Origin of the sequence: Virgibacillus aidingensis, from assembly GCF_010994035.1 — a bacterium.
Taxonomy (GTDB): domain Bacteria; phylum Bacillota; class Bacilli; order Bacillales; family Amphibacillaceae; genus Virgibacillus_N.
The window spans coordinates 133366-155014 of record NZ_WIXN01000006.1 but is presented as its reverse complement, the minus strand read 5'-3'; the positions used below and the strand labels follow the sequence as shown (position 1 = coordinate 155014).

23 protein-coding genes are annotated in these 21649 nt (G+C 40.1%); 2 read left to right on the top strand and 21 right to left on the bottom strand.

Annotated features, from left to right (window positions below; genetic code table 11):
* Window positions 1-103: 103 nt before the first annotated feature.
* The 8 genes from GHD25_RS07145 to GHD25_RS07110 form a co-directional block, all read right to left on the bottom strand.
* Complete coding sequence (locus GHD25_RS07145) at window positions 104-829, bottom strand: hypothetical protein (protein ID WP_164215696.1); 726 nt, start codon at window positions 827-829, stop codon at window positions 104-106.
* Window positions 830-975: 146 nt separating this feature from the next.
* On the bottom strand, window positions 976-1206 hold the full coding sequence (rpsR, locus tag GHD25_RS07140; RefSeq protein WP_164215695.1) for a 30S ribosomal protein S18: 231 nt from the start codon (window positions 1204-1206) through the stop codon (window positions 976-978).
* 35 nt (window positions 1207-1241) lie between these two features.
* A complete protein-coding gene (gene ssb / locus GHD25_RS07135) occupies window positions 1242-1742 on the bottom strand; it encodes a single-stranded DNA-binding protein (protein ID WP_164215694.1) in 501 nt (166 codons plus the stop codon).
* A 15-nt stretch (window positions 1743-1757) separates the two neighbouring features.
* Complete coding sequence (gene rpsF / locus GHD25_RS07130; RefSeq protein ID WP_164215693.1) at window positions 1758-2048, bottom strand: 30S ribosomal protein S6; 291 nt, start codon at window positions 2046-2048, stop codon at window positions 1758-1760.
* Window positions 2049-2193: 145 nt separating this feature from the next.
* Window positions 2194-3294, bottom strand: coding sequence for a redox-regulated ATPase YchF (gene ychF, locus GHD25_RS07125; RefSeq protein ID WP_164215692.1), 1101 nt, complete (start codon window positions 3292-3294; stop codon window positions 2194-2196).
* A gap of 337 nt (window positions 3295-3631) precedes the next feature.
* Window positions 3632-3829, bottom strand: coding sequence for a DUF951 domain-containing protein (locus GHD25_RS07120; protein ID WP_164215691.1), 198 nt, complete (start codon window positions 3827-3829; stop codon window positions 3632-3634).
* Between the two features lie 43 nt (window positions 3830-3872).
* Window positions 3873-4772 carry a mechanosensitive ion channel family protein gene (locus GHD25_RS07115; protein WP_164215690.1) on the bottom strand — a complete coding sequence of 300 codons (900 nt, stop codon included), beginning with the start codon at window positions 4770-4772 and terminating at the stop codon, window positions 3873-3875.
* 24 nt (window positions 4773-4796) lie between these two features.
* Complete coding sequence (locus tag GHD25_RS07110; protein WP_164215689.1) at window positions 4797-5816, bottom strand: YkvI family membrane protein; 1020 nt, start codon at window positions 5814-5816, stop codon at window positions 4797-4799.
* Between the two features lie 87 nt (window positions 5817-5903).
* Here GHD25_RS07110 and yyaC point away from each other — a divergent pair, with 87 nt between their 5' ends.
* Window positions 5904-6521, top strand: coding sequence for a spore protease YyaC (gene yyaC / locus GHD25_RS07105; RefSeq protein WP_164215688.1), 618 nt, complete (start codon window positions 5904-5906; stop codon window positions 6519-6521).
* Window positions 6522-6554: 33 nt separating this feature from the next.
* On the opposite strand, the gene GHD25_RS07100 is transcribed toward yyaC, so the two are convergent.
* The 13 genes from GHD25_RS07100 to rpmH all read right to left on the bottom strand — a co-directional run bounded on the left by GHD25_RS07100 (window position 6555) and on the right by rpmH (window position 19269).
* Window positions 6555-7259: a DUF554 domain-containing protein gene (locus tag GHD25_RS07100; RefSeq protein ID WP_164215687.1), complete on the bottom strand. Its 705-nt coding sequence runs from the start codon at window positions 7257-7259 to the stop codon at window positions 6555-6557.
* Window positions 7260-7275: 16 nt separating this feature from the next.
* The gene (locus GHD25_RS07095; RefSeq protein WP_164215686.1) at window positions 7276-8430 is read right to left on the bottom strand and encodes an aminotransferase class V-fold PLP-dependent enzyme; all 1155 of its coding nucleotides are present in this window, start codon (window positions 8428-8430) and stop codon (window positions 7276-7278) included.
* 410 nt (window positions 8431-8840) lie between these two features.
* Window positions 8841-9680: a ParB/RepB/Spo0J family partition protein gene (locus GHD25_RS07090; RefSeq protein WP_164215685.1), complete on the bottom strand. Its 840-nt coding sequence runs from the start codon at window positions 9678-9680 to the stop codon at window positions 8841-8843.
* Entirely contained in the window at window positions 9661-10434 is a 774-nt protein-coding gene (locus tag GHD25_RS07085) for a ParA family protein (RefSeq protein ID WP_164215684.1), read from the bottom strand. The genes GHD25_RS07090 and GHD25_RS07085 overlap by 20 nt, the downstream gene beginning before the upstream one ends.
* Before the next feature lie 233 nt (window positions 10435-10667).
* Window positions 10668-11528 carry a nucleoid occlusion protein gene (noc, locus tag GHD25_RS07080; protein ID WP_164215683.1) on the bottom strand — a complete coding sequence of 287 codons (861 nt, stop codon included), beginning with the start codon at window positions 11526-11528 and terminating at the stop codon, window positions 10668-10670.
* A gap of 508 nt (window positions 11529-12036) precedes the next feature.
* Complete coding sequence (rsmG, locus tag GHD25_RS07075; RefSeq protein ID WP_164215682.1) at window positions 12037-12753, bottom strand: 16S rRNA (guanine(527)-N(7))-methyltransferase RsmG; 717 nt, start codon at window positions 12751-12753, stop codon at window positions 12037-12039.
* Window positions 12754-12869: 116 nt separating this feature from the next.
* Window positions 12870-14753, bottom strand: a complete 1884-nt coding sequence (gene mnmG / locus GHD25_RS07070; protein WP_164215756.1) for a tRNA uridine-5-carboxymethylaminomethyl(34) synthesis enzyme MnmG — start codon at window positions 14751-14753, stop codon at window positions 12870-12872.
* Between the two features lie 36 nt (window positions 14754-14789).
* Window positions 14790-16166 carry a tRNA uridine-5-carboxymethylaminomethyl(34) synthesis GTPase MnmE gene (mnmE, locus tag GHD25_RS07065; RefSeq protein ID WP_164215681.1) on the bottom strand — a complete coding sequence of 459 codons (1377 nt, stop codon included), beginning with the start codon at window positions 16164-16166 and terminating at the stop codon, window positions 14790-14792.
* Window positions 16167-16390: 224 nt separating this feature from the next.
* The gene (locus tag GHD25_RS07060) at window positions 16391-16552 is read right to left on the bottom strand and encodes a YozQ family protein (RefSeq protein WP_164215680.1); all 162 of its coding nucleotides are present in this window, start codon (window positions 16550-16552) and stop codon (window positions 16391-16393) included.
* 444 nt (window positions 16553-16996) lie between these two features.
* On the bottom strand, window positions 16997-17614 hold the full coding sequence (gene jag / locus GHD25_RS07055) for an RNA-binding cell elongation regulator Jag/EloR (protein ID WP_164215679.1): 618 nt from the start codon (window positions 17612-17614) through the stop codon (window positions 16997-16999).
* Window positions 17611-18378, bottom strand: a complete 768-nt coding sequence (spoIIIJ, locus tag GHD25_RS07050; protein WP_164215678.1) for a YidC family membrane integrase SpoIIIJ — start codon at window positions 18376-18378, stop codon at window positions 17611-17613. Before spoIIIJ ends, jag begins: the two co-directional genes overlap by 4 nt.
* Before the next feature lie 220 nt (window positions 18379-18598).
* Window positions 18599-18940 carry a ribonuclease P protein component gene (gene rnpA / locus GHD25_RS07045; protein WP_164215677.1) on the bottom strand — a complete coding sequence of 114 codons (342 nt, stop codon included), beginning with the start codon at window positions 18938-18940 and terminating at the stop codon, window positions 18599-18601.
* 194 nt (window positions 18941-19134) lie between these two features.
* Complete coding sequence (rpmH, locus tag GHD25_RS07040) at window positions 19135-19269, bottom strand: 50S ribosomal protein L34 (RefSeq protein ID WP_069717992.1); 135 nt, start codon at window positions 19267-19269, stop codon at window positions 19135-19137.
* A gap of 990 nt (window positions 19270-20259) precedes the next feature.
* Here rpmH and dnaA point away from each other — a divergent pair.
* Window positions 20260-21600: a chromosomal replication initiator protein DnaA gene (gene dnaA / locus GHD25_RS07035; protein ID WP_164215676.1), complete on the top strand. Its 1341-nt coding sequence runs from the start codon at window positions 20260-20262 to the stop codon at window positions 21598-21600.
* Window positions 21601-21649: the final 49 nt, after the last annotated feature.

Sequence of the window (21649 nt, the reverse complement as noted above, 5' to 3'; positions counted from 1 at the left end):
GAACATGCTTACCAACACGGAAAACTTTTTTCCATAAAAAAGAGACCCTGCTCCCGGGCCCCTTTCAGCCTAAGATTCTTTATATATCCCTGTTTCTCTAAAGTTAAGCCAGTCTTTCATCTTCCAGATTCAATAATTGTTTTTTCTCTTTCACTGCCTGAAGCAGCTCCTGGTCATCTACCACGGGATGATCTGTGTCCCATTGTTCTTTCTCATGGAGATCAAACAGCAATTCTTCCGCATAAGGAGCCGGTTCGTTTTTCATGAATTTCGTAATTTGCTCTTTAATCTTTTCCCGGGCTTCCTCAGGTGTCCGTTTGCCCTGTACAATTTCATGCATGACATTCATGGAGATTGTATTTGCTCCTTCATTGTCACAATGAACCATCACTTCCCCTTTTGTACGGTCTACAAATAAACTTCCTTCAAGCATCGCCAGTTCCCCGATTTTTTCAGCTGGTACATGATAATTGATGACCTGTTCCAGCATATCTGTATGCGGCTCGGGAAAATCGTGCGGATAGCCATCTTTATAAACAATGGTTCTTTTCCATGGGCCATTATAGTACCAGGTAATTTCTGCTTCTGTTGCTGTATTCGGTTCCCCGTAAAATTTCATCATTGTTTCGGTAACTTCCTTTGACAGCAGGGGCCAGGTCTGGATAATTTTTTCTACAGTGGCTTTATCAACTGTATTTTGTGTGCCTCTTGTTCCGGCCATTTCGGTTGCTTGCAGTTTTTTATTGGTTGCTTCCGCTATTGCGCCTACTTTGACACGATCCTCACCTGGAATTTGGCCTGAAATAGGCTGTTTATTATTCTTTGCCATGTAAAGCACATCCTTCCTTGATATACTTTATTTGATTGATTTCCCGTCAAACTCCCACCTCAAACTTTTTAGAATACCGGTATAAATTCCTCACAACAAAAAAACCTCCAAATTCGGATCATATCCGCATTTGAAGGTTTTTTAGATTACTCGGCCACATATGGCAATAATGCCATTTGACGGGCACGTTTAATTGCTCTTGTCAGTTTACGCTGATATTTTGCAGAAGTTCCAGTTACACGACGGGGAAGAATTTTTCCGCGTTCTGAAATGAAACGTCTCAGCAAATCTACATCTTTATAATCAATGTGTGTAATTCCGTTCGCTGTGAAGTAACACACTTTACGACGCTTTGCACGTCCGCGACGAGCTGCCATGTGTATCCCTCCTATTTATAGTTTAACTAGCTATTTTAAAACGGCAAGTCATCATCAGATATATCAATCGGATCCCCGCTTGATGAAAATGGGTCTTCCTGATTCTGATTTTGACTTTGATTTTGATTTTGATTTTGATTTTGGTTCGGCTGAAATTGGTTCTGGTTTCTATTTGGCTGGAATCCCGATGACTCCCCTCCACGGTTTTGGGAAGTACCTTTTGATTCTAGAAACTGTATGTTTTCTGCAAGAATTTCTGTTACAAATACTGTCTTGCCATCCTGTCCTTCAAACCGGCGTGTCTGCACACGGCCGTCTACACCAATCATGCTTCCTTTTTTCATGTAATTGGCCAGATTTTCAGCATTTCGGCGCCAAACAACACAATTAATGAAGTCGGCTTCGCGTTCCCCCTGCTGATTGGAAAAAGGACGGTTGCAGGCTACGGTAAAATTAGCTACCGCCACACCGCTTGCTGTATAACGTAAATCAGGATCCTTCGTTAACCTGCCGACTAGTACGACACGATTTAACATCAGAACCACTCCCTATTATTGATCATCTTCTCGAATTGCCATATGGCGAATAATATCATCAGAGAACTTGGCTAAGCGATCAAACTCGTTGATTGCTGCTTCGTCACCCTTAAAGTTAATGACAACATAATATCCATCACGGTAATCATTGATTTCATAAGCAAGACGCTTCTTGCCTTTTTCATCAACTTTTTCAATCTCCGCCCCGTTATCAGTCAGAATGTTGTTGAAACGCTCAATTAAGCTGTTCTGAGCTTCTTCTTCAATGTCCGGGCGGATGATATACATGATTTCGTATTTTCTCATCCGGTACACCTCCTTTTGGTCTTGGCGGCCCCTATTCTTGATAGGAGCAAGGAGTAATCAATATTTCATTACTCACGATAGTGTATTATACCAAAATATCTTTCAAATAACAAGTCTTCGAGAGATCCTATTTACGTGATACATTTTATACATTGAAGCGGAAATGAATAACATCGCCGTCCTGAACAATGTATTCTTTTCCTTCCAGGCGGACTTTTCCATTTTCCCTGGCCTGATTCATAGAACCTGCATCTACAAGATCATCATAGGAAACGGTTTCTGCCCGGATAAATCCCCTTTCAAAATCCGTATGAATAACTCCTGCTGCCTGCGGTGCTTTTATTCCCTGACGGAAAGTCCATGCCCGTACTTCCTGTTCACCGGCTGTAAAATATGTAGCCAGTCCAAGCAAACTGTAGGAAGCTTTGATCAATTTATCCAGACCTGATTCGGCAATGCCCAATTCGTCAAGAAACATTTCTTTTTCATCCTGATCCAGCTCTGAAATTTCTTCTTCAATCTTTGCACAAATTACAATGACTTCCGCATCTTCTTTAGCTGCATAATCTTTTACTTTTTGCACGTATTCATTGGCATCCGGATCTGCAACTTCATCTTCACTTACATTTGCCACGTATAACATAGGTTTGCTTGTCAGTAAATGAAGTCCTTTTACGATTTTTTCCTGATCTTCTGTAAAGTCCAGTGCACGAACCGGTTTTTCTGATTCCAGCCCCTCTTTCAATACAGAAAGAACATTGAATTCAGCCAAGGCTTCTTTATCCTTTTGTCTTGCCATTTTTTCTACACGCTGATAACGTTTGTTTACGGTTTCCAGGTCTGCCAGAATGAGCTCCAGATTAATAATCTCCATATCATCAATCGGATCGATCTTACCCGAAACATGGGTAATATTTTCATCCTGAAAACAACGGACAACCTGACAAATTGCATCTACCTGGCGGATATGTGATAAAAATTGGTTTCCCAGCCCTTCCCCCTTGCTTGCACCTTTTACAATACCGGCAATATCCGTAAATTCAAAAGCTGTTGGTACTGTTTTTTTCGGTTTTACTAACTGTGTTAATGTATTTAAGCGATTATCGGGCACTTCCACAATTCCTACATTCGGATCAATGGTGGCAAATGGGTAATTCGCCGCTTCCGCTCCGGCCTGTGTAATTGCATTAAACAATGTGGATTTTCCAACATTTGGAAGCCCGACAATTCCTGCTGTCAATGCCATGCAAATTTCAACTCCTTAAGGATTCCTTTCAAATGAACGCGTCTATCTCATTATAGATACTGCCTGTCCTCTTGACAAGTTCGCAAAAAACAAAAACAGGCATATTACTATGCCCATTTTTGCTATTAACCCTATTCTTTTTGCATTTCTGCTCTCTCTATAGTTCTATTTTACCATTTCACAGGTCTTTTTGTCCATTTTTATCCTTTTTATAGAATTTTTTACGTAAGTAGATTTATATATTTTAATGCGCGGCTGCCAGTTTTTAAAATGACCACCAATTCACTGCCGCAAAATGGATGGTCATTTCTATCATTATAATTGATGTAGTTTAATACTACCCTTCTGCTTTTTCAAGCACCTTTTTCATTTTCTTCGCAAATTCCCGTCTTGGCAGCATCACACTGTGGTCACAGCCAAGACATTTAATCCGGATATCCATTCCCATGCGAATGATTTTCCAGCGGTTTTCTCCGCAGGGGTGCGGCTTTTTCATTTGTACAATATCATGTAATCCAAATTCTTTTTCCGCCATAGACCGTCAGTACTCCTTTTTTCTTTCATTATACCAAATAATATTATTCACGCTCGCGATTTTGTCCGCGTATGTGGTCTTCTTCCTCTTTTGAATACATAACGACACGCGGTGCCGGAATTTCAATGCCTGATTTGTATAATGCATCCTGCATTTCTTTACGGATATTTCGCTCGCCTGCCCATTGGAAGCCAGGCTTGGTATCTGCAATCACCCGAATGACAAAATGGGATACATCCAGATTTTGCACGCCAATGATCTCCGGTATCCCTAATAGGAAATCATATTTTTCCGGCAGTGTCGCGGCCACTTCATTTATTATTTTTTCCGCCTCATATACACTGCTTTCATATGGTATATTTATATCTACTAGAGCCAGCCCATTATGGACAGAGTAATTCGTTACCTGTGTTATATCCCCATTTGGGACCACATTCATCTCCCCGGTCCAGCTTAACACTTTGGTTGTCCGCAACCCAATTTCTTCCACCGTGCCTTCAATACCGGCAACTGCAACATAATCCCCTACCGAAAATTGATCCTCAAATATAATGAAAAAACCGGTGATTACATCACGAACAAGGTTTTGTGCACCAAAACCAATGGCAAGACCTGCCACACCTGCACCTGCCAGCAGTGCGCCAACCTGAAAACCTAATACATTATCGAGAATCATGATGCCTGCGATAAAATAAACCACATAAGCAACCACGTTACTGGCCAGTCTTTTCAATGTATTTTCCCTGCGCTGCGAAATCCGGATAGGTCCCTTTTGCCTGTTGCTGAATAAACGGTAAATGACTCTCCTTGCGACCCGGACAACAGTTACAGCCAGAATAACAATAATTAATATCTGTATTAAGCCGGTGGTTATGGCAGCCCATAATTCCGGACCGGTGATATAATCCCAAAAGTTTATCATTTCTTCATTTACTTCTTCCATCTCTTTTCCTCCTGTTTCCACCTGCTAGATATCATTTCGTTTATACCATAATGGAAAAGTGAGCAGCCTTGTCAGTACATATAAGTTTAATATTCCGTATATCGGATAAAGGTAATTAACCAGCGTGGAAAAACCGAATAACGTTAACGGTATCATTGTAATCAGGGTAACTACTACTACCAGCAATAAAGGTCCCTGAAAAAATTCTTTCATTCTCGTAACCAGCCCCAATATTCCGGCAGCTGCTGTTGTAAATATGGCAAGCCACAACAGGATCGTCATCAGAACAACCATTTCAAACGGATAGTTTTTTAGTATAGCAAATAAAGGGATCTCATACAAAAGTAGTTCATCTGCAATTTGAATCAGACTGTTGTTATAAATATAAGATACCACACCTAAGGTAATCCCGCTGCCAATAGAGGCAATTAAAATTTCTCCTTTTGTTTCCACTTTATTGCCGATGGCTCCAAGTACAGCAATTAGTGGGAGGATGTTTAGTGCAGTGAACGGAAATGCTGCCATCCAATTCCGTTGTTCGTGCCAATGTGAAAATAAGGAAAGTTCCTGATCAAATGTAAATAATAATAATACAGATAACAGGCCAGCGATTAATAATGGCAGGATGAACTGATTTATAGACAATAGCCCGTTTATCCCTTTTATAAATAGGAAAATCAAGGCAACTACAATAATAACAATTCCCCACCAGTAAGAAAAGTTAAACGCCTGTCCTGTGGCACCGCTGCCGGCTATCATTACAACAGTAGTCGTATATAAATACAGGAATATCATTACATCATAAACTTTAGTCAGTTTCAGCCCTACAATATCCTGTAATACCGGTAAATAGTGCTCCGTCCTTTTTTGATAGCTTAAATTCATGATTACTATACAGGATAGGGAAAAGAAAGTACTGAACAGAAGGATAGCCAGTCCACTTTCATGCCCAAAAAATTGCCATAATTCCCTCCCGGAGGCGTAGCCTGCTCCAATTGTTGTTCCAATAATTAAAAACATCCATTTCAAACCAGCTTGCAGCATTATTTTTCCCCCAATATTTATATGATGTATGTATACATTCTCTAAAAAATCCGTATACTGTAACAATATGATTTTGGAGGATAAGCTATGAATTTTAAAAAGCATTTGACTGTAAAAAAAGATCAGCTGCGCATGCTCCATACGAATGAGAATATTACGGAAATGATGGGTAATACTTTAATTTCATGGCTGCCTGAGGCTCCCAGGGAATATGTGATTGTTTGCATTGGCACTGACCGGTCCACCGGGGATGCTTTTGGTCCACTGACAGGCTATTTCCTGACGGAGTTAAAACCAAAGCATATTTATGTTCACGGAACCTTGGGGGATCCTGTGCATGCGGCTAATTTGCAGGAACATATTAACCTTATCAAGCATACATATCGGCGCCCATTTATCATTGCGGTGGATGCCTGCCTCGGAAAACCTTCTTCTGTCGGCCATTTAATTACCGGTCTGGGGAGTATTAAACCAGGGGCGGCTCTAAATAAATCTTTGCCTGAAATTGGGGATATACATATGACCGGGGTAGTGAATGTCAGTGGTTTTATGGAGCATTCCGTTCTTCAAAATACCAGGTTGTCGGGCGTAGTCGATATGGCAAAAAAAGCAGCTGATATTTTGTATAAAATCGATCAAACTTTGACTTATCATATTGCCTCCCCTGCCGTTGTCATTCAGAAACCGAATAAAGACTTTATTTAAAAACAGCTTAGATTTTATCTAAGCTGTTTCCATTTATATTAGATAATATATATAGTATATTGGCACTGCCATAAATATGGCAGGCAGCAGATTTCCAATACGGATATTTACAATCTTCAATAGGTTTAATCCTATAGCTGCGATTAATAAACCGCCCACTGCTGTAATTTCTATAATCATCCCCTGCAGTATTTGCTCAGGTATCCACCTGTCTATTTGTGTTGCCAGCAGTGCTATGGATCCCTGATAAATAACGACAGGAAAAACAGAAAGAATGACACCAAATCCAAGTGTGGTTGTTAATACCAGCGCAACAAATCCATCAATAAACCCTTTTGTAACAAGTACCTCATGGTCCCCCCTGAGCCCGCCATCCAATGCGCCAATAATCGACATTGCTCCCACGACAAAAATTAAAGAGGCGGTGACAAATCCCTGGGACACACTTACATCATCTTGATTATTGGTAAACTTGCTTCCAATCCACGTACCAAATTGGTTTAATCCATCCTCTATCTTAAAAAACTCTCCTATAATCGCTCCTGAGAGCAAGCTCAGCAATACGATCACAATAATCTCAGTGGAAAATGCCATTTGCAATCCTATTAATGTGACAACAAGACCGATTCCATGCATTACTGTTTCTTTATATTTTTCGGGTATCTTTGTAAAAAACAGACCCAGTATACTGCCTGCAATAATTAATATCCCATTGATCAATGTTCCATATAAAGCCATGTACCCAACTCCATAATTAAAATTCCTGATATGACTCTGCTATTTCCCTCACAGCCTGCAGAAATATATCTACTTCTTCCTCTGTATTATAATAACTTAAGCTAGCTCTGACCATACCCTGGTTTGCAGTATTTAATGTTTCATGGGTGAGCGGGCTGCAATGCAATCCTGCCCTTACTGCGATATCATAATGAGAATCAAGTATAGCTGCTATTTCCTGCGAATTCGCATGCAGTATATTAAATGCTGCTATAGGAAGTCTGTTTGGGTTTTGGTCCGGACCATATATTTGTACACCTGGAACCGTCTCCAATCCCTTCAACAATTTGTTTATCAGAAATGTTTCACGTGGAACATTTCTACCTTTCCCCTTTTCAAAAGCTTCCATGGCAGCCAATAGACCGGCAATTCCAGGCAAGTTCAGTGTACCGCTTTCCATTCTTTCCGGCCATTGTTCAGGCTGATCAATCAACTTCGAATATCCGCCGGTTCCTCCATGATAGATCGGAATTAATGGAATATCGCCTTCGACCAACAGCATCCCGGTTCCCTGCGGACCTAGCAACGCTTTATGTCCCGGAAAAACAAGCATATCAATTTGATCATCCTTCATATGAATATCCATATGGCCAACTGTTTGCGAACCATCAACCAGCGTAGTGATGCCATGCTGTTTAGCGATTTCCATTATTTTTTTTAGTGGAAATACAGCACCAGTAACATTAGATGCATGTGTCATCGCAATTAATCTGGTATTTCCCTTTATTGCTTGTTCAACCTGGTCAATTATTTTATTATCCTGCTCATGCCAATCTATATATGTAACATCAATCTTATATTTTTTTTCTAAATAAACTAATGGTCTGCGAATGGAATTATGTTCAAAATTAGTCGCAATAATGTGTTCCCCTTCTTGCCAATTAAATCCTTTTACAGCCTGATTTAAAGCAGCAGTAGCGTTATGGAAAAAAACAGCTTTCTTTGGATCTGTCATTCCGAATAACTGGGCAGCCTTTTCCCTGGCTTGAAAAATTATACCTGCTGCTTCTCTAGCCAGCCGATGGGATCCCCTGCCCGGATTCGCCGGGTTTTGTATTACTGCCTTGTACATCGCTTCAGCTACTTCAGGCGGCTTGGGAAAAGATGATGCAGCCTGATCAAAATAGATCATTATACCCCTCTCTTCCTTTTAAATTTTACATAATATCCTAAAAGAGGCTGGGACAAAACAATTTTAGTAAACAGAAACCCAAACATCCTTATACACTAAGCTTAAAACCCGCTCCGGAAATATACTACGCTTTCACCATTGGCACAAGTGCGACATCCGTTCAAACTCCCTTTGGTCGTTCTCTCGGTGTCTGCTTTGCCGCGGGCGGCTGGTAAGTCTCCTCGTGCTCGTCGTGTTGCAAGTGTCTCAGTGGTGCAGCACTCCTCGCAAGTAAAAATTGCTAACGCACTGTGGGGTCTTACCGATGCCTTTGCTCCCGCTGGAGTCTACGTATATTTCCGGAGCTAATATGGTGGATTGTTTGTCTTTTCTATACTTACTCAGTGTTCTGTCCCAGCCACTTTAAACCATTATTTTTCCAAAACCTCAATAATTCTCTCCAAATCACTGTCATTATAAAATTCGATTTCAATTTTCCCTTTCCGCTTTCCGCGTTGAATACTTACTGCGGTTCCCAAACGCTCTCTTAAAACAGATTCCTGCTCCTGTAAAAAGATATCTTTCTTTGGCTTTTCTTTCTTTTTCTTTTCTGTTCCTTCATTTAACTTAACGATTAACTGTTCTACCTGTCGTACATTTAACTTTTCTTTTCTTATTTTATTTACAAATGGAACAATTTTATTTTTATCCTTGATGCCGATTAAAGCCCGTCCATGCCCCATAGATAACTCACCATTGTTAATATAGGCTATTACCTGTTCGGGGAGTGTCAACAAACGGACAATATTGGCGATATGGGAGCGGCTTTTACCAAGTCTTCTTGATAATTCCTCCTGGGTAATTTCCAGCTCCTTCATTAAGTTTGCATAAGCATGGGCTTCTTCAATAGGTGTTAAGTCCTCCCGCTGCAAATTCTCAAGCAGCGCCAGCTCCATCATATTTGCATCTGTCAATTCTTTCTCAACTGCAGGAATAGTATCCAATCCTGCTTCCTTTGCGGCGCGGTAACGTCGTTCTCCAACCACAATTTCGTATCCTTTAATACTTTTTCGAACGATGATTGGCTGAATGACACCATATTCAAGTATGGACTCTTTCAATTCTTCAATTGCATCTGCATGAAATGTTTTTCTAGGTTGATACGGGTTTGGTCTGCATTCTGAAATAGGAATTTCCTTTATCATTGCATCATCATGTTCTTCTATATCCGGAAAAAAAGCATTAATCCCTTTACCCAACCCTCTCGCCATTGGCCATCACTTCCTTCGCTAATTCAAGATATACTTGTGCACCTTTTGACTTCGAATCATACATGATGATAGGCTGTCCATGGCTTGGAGCCTCTCCCAGCCTTACATTTCTGGGTATAATTGCTTTATATACTTTATCCTGAAAATATTTTTTTACTTCCTCAATGACCTGGATACCTAAGTTAGTACGTGCATCCAGCATGGTTAACAATACACCTTCAATCATTAATTTCTTATTTAAATGTTTTTGTACGAGACGAATTGTATTCAGCAATTGGCTGAGTCCTTCCAATGCGTAATATTCACATTGTACAGGTATCAGTACCGTATCTGACGTGGTTAATGCATTTAAAGTAAGCAGGCCTAGTGACGGGGGACAGTCAATAATAATGTAATCATAGGAGCTTTTCAGATCTTCAAGCGATTTTTTTAAGCGTACTTCTCTTGATATTGTCGGTACAAGCTCAATTTCTGCACCGGCAAGTTGAATCGTTGCAGGAATAATATCCAAATTTGCAACATCTGTTTGTACGACGACATTTTCTGCTATCATTTCTTCAATAAGCACATTATATATACAATGTTTTACATCTGCTTTATTAATGCCTGCCCCGCTCGTAGCGTTGCCCTGGGGATCTATATCTACCATTAATACTTTATTGCCATAATAAGCAAGGCTGGCACTAAGGTTCACGGAAGAGGTCGTTTTTCCTACTCCACCTTTTTGATTTGCAATCGAAATTATTTTACCCATTTTAAATTGACACCTTCCTAAACAATATAACTATTATTCTACCATTATTTTAGAGAAAAAGAGCAGAAATTATGCTTTTGTTATCCATTTTTAATTTTATCGTTAATGTAAAGAAAAACATTTCTTTATGAGTTAAAAATACCCACCATACTGATGGGTATTAAAATTGCTGTGCAAAAGTATAAAACATATGATATAAGTTCTGCTTTATTTCGTATTATACAATGAATATATTATTTCTGTTTCGGTATTTTTATCGTAATTTGATAGTAATCATCCATTTCCTGTTCATCTGATTCCACATCCACACCGGTATCATTTACCATGGCAAGTGACTGTCTGATCGTGTTCATTGCTATCCGGACATCTTTATTAATCCCTTTCCATTGTGCCCGTTTTTTCTTTTTCTGTTCTTTTGGGGCGTTCAATTTACTTATTCTTTCTTCTGTCTGTTTAACATTTAAGTCCGCCTCCAAAATTTCCTGCAGTACTTTTAATTGCTGCTTCGGGTCTTCCAATTTGATCAGTGCCCTGGCATGACGCTCCGTTATATGTTTATTCAGCAATGCTTCCTGTATTTCTTCGGATAATTTAAGCAAACGGAGCTTATTCGCAATAGTGGATTGGTTTTTTCCAAGCCGCTGTGCCAATGCTTCCTGTGTTAATCCATGCATTTCCAACAGTTTTGCATAAGCATTCGCTTCCTCAATAACTGTCAGTTCTTCCCGCTGCAGGTTTTCTATTAATGCAACGGAGGCAATTTCTTTGTCATTCATTTCTCTGATAATTGCAGAGACATATTCCCACTCCAGCTTTTTAACAGCTCTCCATCTTCTTTCCCCTGCAATTAATTCATACTTTTCTTCATCCGGATGTATTTTCCGGACTACAATGGGCTGAATCATTCCATGTGTATGAATGGTTTGAGCAAGCTCTTTAATCTTTTCCTCACTAAAAATAGAACGGGGCTGAAACCGGTTAGGTTCAATAGCATTTACAGGAATCTGAACAACTTCATCCGGATGGTAGCTGTCTGCCTCCGATTCTTCATCCTTTTCTCCCAAACCAAAAATCCTGTTAAAGGGTTTTACCATCTATTAACACCACCTTTTGCGATGTAAAATAAAAATGTTTCACGTGAAACAATTTGATTTATACTTCCTCTTTTAAAAAAATTATCCATCCAATGTACTGATACATGAATTTCTTTTAAATACAGCTTTATGCTGCTTTAGGGAGTTATACAACAATCAATAGTTTTATTGCTTCCCAATGTTTTTTATACTTAGGTCCTTAATATTTCAGCATCCTCAATCCCTTTTATGGTGAAATTTTGTACATTCCCAAGTGTAAACAAAACGAAGACTTTCACCATTCTTCCGGCAAAAAGTCCACATAATGGATATGTATGTAAGCAAATTATAAATCTATTATTATTCTATCATAAATAAGATGGAATGAACATTAGAAAACCAGGCTTATTGCTAAAGAGACTCCTTTAAATCTGTTTTGTTTAAATTTTTAAGTACTTGGGGGTAAGGCCATGTATGGCAGTATTTTTGGTATGACGATATTAGAGCTGAAAGTTTTCCCGTGCTGCTTCTACTCTATTGGATCCTTATTAGGCGTCCCCGCTTTTCTTGGATATTTTTTGGGTGTTTTTCTTTTCTTATCGACAATAACAATGGAACGTTCACTCTTTTCTTCCGGCAAAATAAATGTATGTGTATCCCTTAAATTTCCGCCTAATATTTCTATAGCTGAAGCCGCAATATCCAATTCTTCGTTCACCTGTGACCCTTTCATGGCCAAAAAGACCCCATTTTTTTTAACCAAAGGCAAACAAAGTTCTGCCAATACGGACATACGTGCTACTGCTCTGGCGGACACAACATCAAAATTTTCTCTGTAACTGGCGTTTTTACCAAAATTTTCAGCACGGTTATGATAAAAAGCAATATCCTTCAAATCAAGATCTGCAGCCAGTTGATTTAAGAAATGAATCCGCTTTTTTAAAGAATCAACAATGGTCACTTTTATATGCGGGTAGCATATTTTCAGCGGAATACTTGGAAAGCCAGCACCGGAACCTACATCGCAAATTTCGACAGGTTTATTAAAGTCATAATAAAAAGCTGCTGAGATGGAGTCAAAAAAGTGTTTTTCATACACATCTCCCTCTTCTGTTAATGCAGTAAGGTTAATTTTTTCATTCCATTCCACCAGTGTTTCATAATAAATATGAAACTGTTCAAGCTGTTTTTCAGAAAGATGAATCCCCTGCTCTTTTAAATGTAAAGCAAATGTATTTGCGTTCATTTATAAGTCTCCTTATGTAGATAGAAGATCACACGAACATGTGATCTTCCTGAATCTTTGTTATATTCATGGCGGCAGTCAGGAAAACCTGTCATTCCCTGCCTGCAAATAAGACATTAATTTGCCACTCTGGCGATATCCCCCTGCTCGATATAAACCAATAAGATGGAAACATCTGCCGGGTTTACACCGGAAATCCTGGATGCCTGCCCAACGGACAGCGGACGGATTTTTTTCAGTTTTTCCTTGGCTTCTGTGGCAATTCCGCTTATTGCATTGTAATCAATATCATCCGGTATTTTTTTGTCTTCCATTTTCAGCATGCGGTCAACCTGTTCTTTTGCCTTCTTAATATAACCTTCATACTTAATTTGAATACCTACCTGCTCTTTTACTTCTTCCGGCAGATCAGAATCCGGCTGAAGAATACTTTCAATATTCTCATAGGTGATTTCCGGCCGCTTCAGCAGGTCATATGCTTTCACTGCTTCTTTCAGATGTGTTCCCATGTCTTCGAGAAATTTATTCATATCTGCTGAAGGTTTAATTATCAATTTGTTTAACCGTTTCTTTTCCTGCTCCACCAAACGTTTCTTTTCTTCGTATTTTGCATAGCGTTTCTCATCCACCGTGCCTGCCTGGTAACCGATTTCTGTCAGGCGGAGGTCAGCGTTGTCATGGCGCAGCAGCAAGCGGTATTCGGCACGGGATGTCAACAGGCGGTAAGGTTCGTTAGTTCCTTTTGTAACCAGATCATCAATCATGACACCAATATAGGCTTGGGAACGATCCAGTATTATCGGTTCTTTTCCAAATAATTTGGCTGCCGCATTCATTCCTGCCATGATCCCTTGTCCTGCTGCTTCTTCATACCCGGATGTTCCGTTAATTTGCCCTGCAGTAAACAGATTTTCTATATTTTTCGTTTCCATTGTCGGCCAAAGCTGGGAAGGAACGACTACATCATATTCGATGGCATAGCCTGCACGCATAATTTGCGCATTTTCCAGACCCGGCACGGTTTTAATCATTTCATGCTGTACATATTCAGGCAGTGAGGTGGATAGCCCCTGTACATACACTTCATCCGTATCTCTTCCTTCCGGCTCAAGGAAAATCTGATGCCGCGGCTTGTCATTGAAACGGACAATTTTATCCTCGATGGAAGGACAATATCTCGCCCCTGTCCCGCGCTTTACACCGGAATACATGGCAGACATTCCAAGATTATCATTAATAACCTGGTGTGTGAATTCATTCGTGTAGGTTAACCAGCATGGGAGCTGCTCAACAACACGATCTATTGTTTCATACGAAAAATATTTGGGATTCTCGTCTCCAGGCTGGATTTCCGTTTTGGAGTAATCAATGGAATGACTGATGACCCGTGGCGGCGTTCCTGTTTTAAAACGGGTCAGCTTAAAGCCGAGTTCCTCCAGATTATTGGAAAGCTTCAACGTAGGCCGCTGGTTATTCGGTCCGCTTTCATATTCCACATCACCGATCAATACTTTTCCGCGCATAAAAGTTCCAGTCGTAATGATGACTGATTCCGAAGTGTAGACGGCCTTCGTTTCCGTCACAACACCTTTACAAACACCATCTTCCACAATCAGAGAATCTACCATTCCCTGATGCAGGGTAAGGTTTTCTTCATTTTCCAGCAGTTTTTTCGCTTCCTGCATATATACGTTTTTATCTGCCTGTGCCCGTAAAGCCTGCACGGCAGGTCCTTTTCTCGTATTGAGCATGCGCATTTGGATAAATGATTTATCAATCAATTTACCCATTACTCCGCCAAGGGCATCCACTTCCCTGACAACAATTCCTTTGGCCGGACCGCCAATGGATGGATTGCATGGCATAAAAGCAATCATGTCCAGGTTCAGTGTCAGCATAAGTGTTTTTGAACCCATACGGGCAGCGGCAACACCTGCTTCCATCCCTGCATGGCCGGCACCGACAACGATAACATCATAATGGCCTGCATTATAGGTCATCATTTTCACCCTTTCTTTCAATTTTTACAGATTTCCCTATTTTCCTAAACAGAACTGGGAAAACAGCTGATCAATCAAGCTGTCACTGGCTGTATCGCCAATAATTTCACCTAGAAACTCCCATGTTCTTGTTACATCTATTTGTACAATATCAAGCGGCATATCAAGTTCAATTGCCTCCATGGCGTCCTCAAGTGCCTGCTTGGCTTGTTTCAGCAGTTGAATATGCCTTACATTGGACACATATGTTAAATCCCCGGTATCAATCTCACCGGCAAAAAATGTTTTGGCAATGGCCGCTTCCAGATCATCAATACCCTCATCTTCAATGAGAGACGTGGAAATAACCGCATTCTCCCCAGCAAGCTCCTTTACCTCTTCCAGGGAAAGCTTTTGCTCAAGATCTGTTTTATTCATAATAACAATAAAGTCCAGACCTTCAATTGCTTCAAAAAGCTTTTTGTCTTCCGCTGTCAGCTCCTCATTATAATTCAATACGAACAATATGAGATCTGATTCCTTTAACACTTGTCTGGAACGTTCCACACCAATTTTTTCAACAATATCCTCTGTCTCCCGGATACCCGCAGTATCCACAAGTCTCAGCGGCACTCCCCTGACGTTGACATATTCTTCAATAATATCCCTCGTTGTCCCGGGAATCTCCGTCACAATCGCTTTATTTTCCTGAACAAGTGCATTCATAAGAGAGGATTTCCCTACATTCGGCCGTCCAATAATAGCAGTAGCCAGTCCTTCTCTTAAAATTTTTCCCTGCTTTGCTACCTGCAGCAGTTCTTCTATCTCCTGATGCACTTCCTTCGTCTTCTTTCGCATCATATCATGGGACATTTCTTCCACGTCATCGTATTCAGGATAATCAATATTTACTTCCACATGGGCAACGGTTTCCAGCAAATCCTGCCGCAGCCGCTGAATCAGGCCGGACAGACGTCCATCCATCTGCTTCAGTGCAACAGACATTGCCTTATCCGTTTTTGCGCGGATTAAATCCATGACAGCCTCGGCCTGGGACAAATCAATACGGCCATTTAAAAAGGCGCGTTTCGTAAACTCTCCGGGTTCAGCCAATCTTGCTCCCTGACTTAAAGCAATCTCAAGTACACGGTTCACGGAAACGAGCCCGCCGTGACAATTGATCTCAACAATATCCTCGCGGGTAAATGTTTTAGGGCCTCGCATGATGGAAACCATCACTTCCTCTGCAACTTCATTTGTTGCCGGATCTACAATTTTTCCATAATGCATCGTATGGGAAGCTGCTTCTGTAATATCTTTTCCCTGAAAAATGGCTGCGGCCATCGGAATTGCTTCCGGTCCGCTCAACCTTACAATAGAAATTGCACCTTCTCCAATTGGTGTGGATATTGCTGTAATTGTATCTGTTTCCATCTGCTGCACCTCCTTTTTTGTTCAGCTTAATCATTGGATTTAAGCAAATTTATATATCAATCAGCAACTGATTACTTTTATTGTCACTAACAAAATAGAATATCACAAATACCTGTAAAAATAAAGTTGTCCACAGCATAAAATAACAAAACCGTCTATCCACATGTGAACAGACGGTTTTGTTTAAGGAATTATTAACATGTTCATTACTTTATTTTAACGAATTATTTCTTTTTTATATCAATGGTCCCATCCTTATACGTATTCCCTACCTGTTCGTGGATGATGGTCAGTTCCTCCCCATTATCCTGATTTTCCGGATGATATGTTTTATCTGCAATTTCTTTTGCTTTTCCCTGATGATCAGCATGTTCCCTTTTTTGCATATCCATATCTCCTTCCTGAACGAGGCTATTAATTAATGATTTCCCGAATCAGGCCATAATAAAACGCCTGAATTTCATCAGGCGCTTAAAACCCGCTCCGGAAATATACTACGCTTTCACCATTGGCACAAGTGCGACATCCGTTCAAACTCCCTTGGGTCGTTCTCTCGGTGTCTGGTTTGCCGCGGGCGGCTGGTAAGCCTCCTCGTGCTCGTCGTGTTGCAAGTGTCTCAGTGGTGCAGCACTCCTCGCAAGTAAAAATTGCTAACGCACTGTGGGGTCTTACCGATGCCTTTGCTCCCGCAAATCTTTTCGGTGGGACGAGGAACCGCTGTACCATAGTCCCAGGAGTCTACGTATATTTCCGGAGCTAATATGGTGGATTGTTCGTCTTTTCTATGCTTACTTAGTGTTCTGTCCCAGCCTCGCTCTTCTGTATATCATTTAATTTGGTTTGATGACAATATGGCGATGCGGTTCTGCTCCATCTGAATATGTTGTAATATTTTCATGATCCTGCAATGCACTGTGAATAATTTTTCGTTCAAAGGCCGGCATTGGTTCCAGAGCCACTTTTTTATTCAGCCGTACCGCTTTGTCTGCCATTTTCCCAGCAAGGGATTCCAGGGTTTCTTTTCTTCTTCCCCGATATCCTTCTGCATCCAGTGTAACGGAATAATATTCATCGGAATCTCTGTTTAATGCAAGATGCACCAGGTATTGGAAAGCATTTAATGTCTGACCGCGCTTTCCGATTAACAGCGCAATATTTTCCGCATTCATTTCAAATGTAACGTGATTTCCTTCTACTGTGGTTGCTATCTCCACATCAATATTCATATTTTTTGCCACTTCATGAATGAAGTTCTCTGCTGCTTCAATTGGATTTTTTTTGATTTTTACTTTTACGTAGGCACGCTTGGATCCAAATACACCAAGCAGCCCTTTTTTTCCTTCATCAATAACTTCAATTTCAACCCGGTCCCTTGTAGTATTTAACTGCTCTAACGCTGACTGGACCGCTTCTTCAACTGTTTGACCACTGGCAGTTAATTCTCTCACTTTTTGACGCCCCCAGTATTTGCTGATTTCGCCATCATCGGCTTACGGATAAATAATGTTTGAGCAATCATAAAGAAGTTACCGATTACCCAGTAGAGCGCTAACGCTGACGGGAAGAAAAAGGCAAACGTACCTATCATAATCGGCATGACCCACAGCATGACCATCATTTGCGGATTTTGCGCTGCTGATGAACCAGCCATCATCAGTTTTTGCTGAAGCCAGGTTGTTGCAGCCGTAATAATCGGCAATATTGGATCCGTTGAACCCAGTTCAAACCAGAGAAAAGTACCTTTACTTATTTCTTCTGTACGCATAATGGCATGGTACATGGCAATTAATATCGGCATTTGCACAAAGATTGGCAAACAGCCTGCAAGCGGATTTACCCCATGTTTTTGAAATAAAGCCATGGTTTCCTGCTGTAATTTTTGCTGTGTATTGGCATCTTTTGAACTGTATTTCTCCTGAAGTTTCTTTAGCTCCGGCTGAATATCCTGCATTGATTGTGAGCTTTTCAATTGTTTAATGTTTAACGGCAAAAGGACTAAACGGATCAGAATTGTAACGATAACGATAGACAGCCCATAATTACTGGTAAACAATTCAGCAAAATACGTGATCAGCCATGATAATGGATAAACAAAATAACTATTCCATATTCCTTCGCTTTCAGATGTAATTGGTTGATCGATTTCTGTACAACCGGAAAGTATTGCCACGGTGAATAATAATCCCGCGAGCAATAGATACTTTTTACGCAAAATCTTTCCTCCTAACTATATTGCCAAGCCGGGTTATCCCCAGGCTGATAGAACAAAACAAATTAAAATTAGCTTCTCACCTAAACTTCTACTAACATGCTTCTATCCGGCATGGAAGTGTAAAATTTCCTGTCTGCTATAATGAAAGATAAAAACTTAATGCATTTCCTTATCTGCTATTTTAGCCTATATGTCTATAAGTTTCTATATTAAACAACAACTATTTTTTGAATAACTGTTCTTTATGTATTAAATGAACCAGGCTTTTCTTTATCTCTTTACCATTCATAACTTTTGCCGGCTGTCTGGCAATGACAACATAATCGTATTCATGTTTAACTTCATCTTCCAATTCCTGAAAAGATGTGCGCAAATAGCGCTTTATCCGATTTCGCGTCACTGCATTGCCTATTTTTTTTCCGACAGACAGCCCTACTCTGAAATGAAGCTGCCCGGGCTTTTTCACGTAATAGATAACCAGCTGCCGATTGGCAAAAGACTTTCCCCGCTTAAAAATCTGCTGAAATTCTTCATTTTTTTTTATCCTGTATTCCTTTTTCATTTCGTATCACCTTAGTAGATCCTGCTTCAAGCCTGTCCATTTCCAACTATGTACATAACCTGGTGGCTGACTTTTAAATCCTCAAAAAATATAGAAAACCTGAGCGGATATGCTTGCAACTATACTCGTTCAGCCTCTTCCGCTCCGGCTTTTTACTCTTCTATCCTGAAAAAGACCACTGAAATGTCAGTGGCCTATGCAGATAATACTTTTCTTCCTTTGCGGCGACGGCGGGCAAGTACTTTACGTCCATTTTTAGTACTCATTCTTGACCGGAAGCCATGCACTTTCTTACGTTTACGGTTATTCGGTTGAAATGTTCTTTTCATTTATTCTGCACCTCCTGAAAAGGATGTAAAATCCGAAGTAAAATTTCTCCATAAGACAGTCTTTGTAATTATACGTAATCATGATAGCATCTGTCAACATTGATTTTTTCAATTGAAATACGGAGGCGCTTCACCTCCAGCAAAATTTCCTCTTTCAGAAATAAAATAACCGGGTTCGGTTCACTTCATCAAACTGCCCACCCATTGAACCTTTCCCGTTATTCAAAGAAACATACCTTGCCAAATCATCCGGGAATGCTGATTGATCCCCATCTTATCATGCCTAATTCTCATCATATAAAGTATAAAAGTACAACCATACTGTTATACAACAATTAACTATCCAGCCATCCAGCATACCCTGCCTATATTTTTTAAAATAAAATTTCATTGCTTTGGCTAATAATAACTTTTTCAGCTATATTTAAATAAAAATTGCTTATCCACATACGGTGTCCATAATTTTTCCGCCAATTTTTTTCATCCACAACAATTATCGACAAGAAAATCACAAAATATAGTGCTGTTAACGAAATTTGTATACAACCTGTTGAATTTGTGGATAAGTGTCGAAAAAACATTGCAGTTACTGGGTTTTTTTGATATTATTATTGTGTTTAACTCTGTGGAAAGGACCTGTTCTTAAATGAGTTATCTACAGTTTGTGGATATGTTGTGGATATTAATTCACATACCATAGTATAATGTTATCAACAGATTTGTGGAAAACGTTTGTAAGTATTTAAATGCCTTTATACATCCATTCAATCTGTCCACAGGCCTATTTTCATTTTTCCAGCAGGATGCCCGAAAATTTCCATAACCAAACCAAATAAATAATAAGAGGTAAACCATATAATTTTTTGTACAAAATTTCCAACGTGCCTTTTTCTTCTTTACGAGATAGAGAGAGGCTTTTTGTGTCATTGGCGCAATATTTTATCCCATAGCATTTAGATGCATATATTGATGAAAGGAGTGAAGACACCATTGGAAAATATTAACGATTTATGGGTAGCAACGCTGGAAAAGATAGAAGAAAAAATAAGCAAACCAAGCTTCGAAACATGGCTGCAATATACAAAAGCAGAAGGTCTTGATGGAAACACATTGATCATCTCCGCTCCGAACGAGTTTGCGAGAGATTGGCTGGAAAACCAGTATACACAATTTATTTCCGAAATTTTACTTGATATTACCGGAACCGAATTACATACGAAATTTATCGTACCTGACAGCAGTGTTGAAAAGGAAAATAATCAATCCCAGCAGCAGCCGGATCCAAACAAAGGCAATGAAGCAAACAAAACGATGCTTAATGAAAAATACACCTTTGATTCGTTTGTCATTGGTGCGGGGAACCGATTTGCCCACGCTGCTTCCCTTGCTGTTGCCGAAGCTCCTGCAAGAGCGTACAATCCGCTTTTTATTTATGGTGGTGTAGGACTGGGAAAAACCCATCTGATGCAGGCAATCGGTCATTATGTCCAGGAACATGATCCGAATGCAAAAGTGGTTTATTTATCATCGGAAAAATTTACAAATGAATTTATTAACGCCATTATGGACAATAAAACCACTTCTTTCCGCAATAAATACCGGAATGTAGATGTTTTATTAATTGACGATATTCAATTTATTGCAGGCAAGGAATCAACCCAGGAAGAATTCTTCCATACATTCAACACGCTGCATGAGGAAAGCAAACAAATTATTATATCCAGTGACAGACCGCCAAAAGAAATTCCAACACTGGAAGACAGGCTGCGATCCCGATTTGAATGGGGGCTGATTACAGATATAACCCCGCCGGACCTGGAAACAAGAATTGCTATCCTGTCAAAAAAGGCAAAAGCAGAAGGCCTCGATATACCAAATGAAGTCATGCTGTATATTGCCAATCAAATTGATACAAATATCAGGGAGCTTGAAGGTGCATTAATTCGGGTTGTCGCCTATTCCTCTCTTGTAAATCAGGATATCGATGCCTCCCTGGCTGCAGATGCACTAAAGGATATCATTCCAAGCAGCAAACCCCGGGTGATTACAATTCAGCTTATCCAGGAAACCGTAGGGGAAAAGTATAATGTCAGCCTGGAAGAAATGCTTGCAAAAAAACGCACAAAAGCTATCGCTTTTCCAAGGCAGATTGCCATGTATTTATCCAGGGAATTAACCGACTCCTCTCTGCCGAAAATCGGGGAAGAATTTGGCGGACGGGATCATACAACGGTGATCCATGCCCATGATAAAGTAACCAAAATGATGGAAAAAGATACGGAACTTACTAAAGAATTAGAAGAACTGAAAGAAAAGCTGAAATCATTCTGAACAATTGCCTGTGAAGAAATGTGAATGAAAGTAAGAAATCATAAACAGG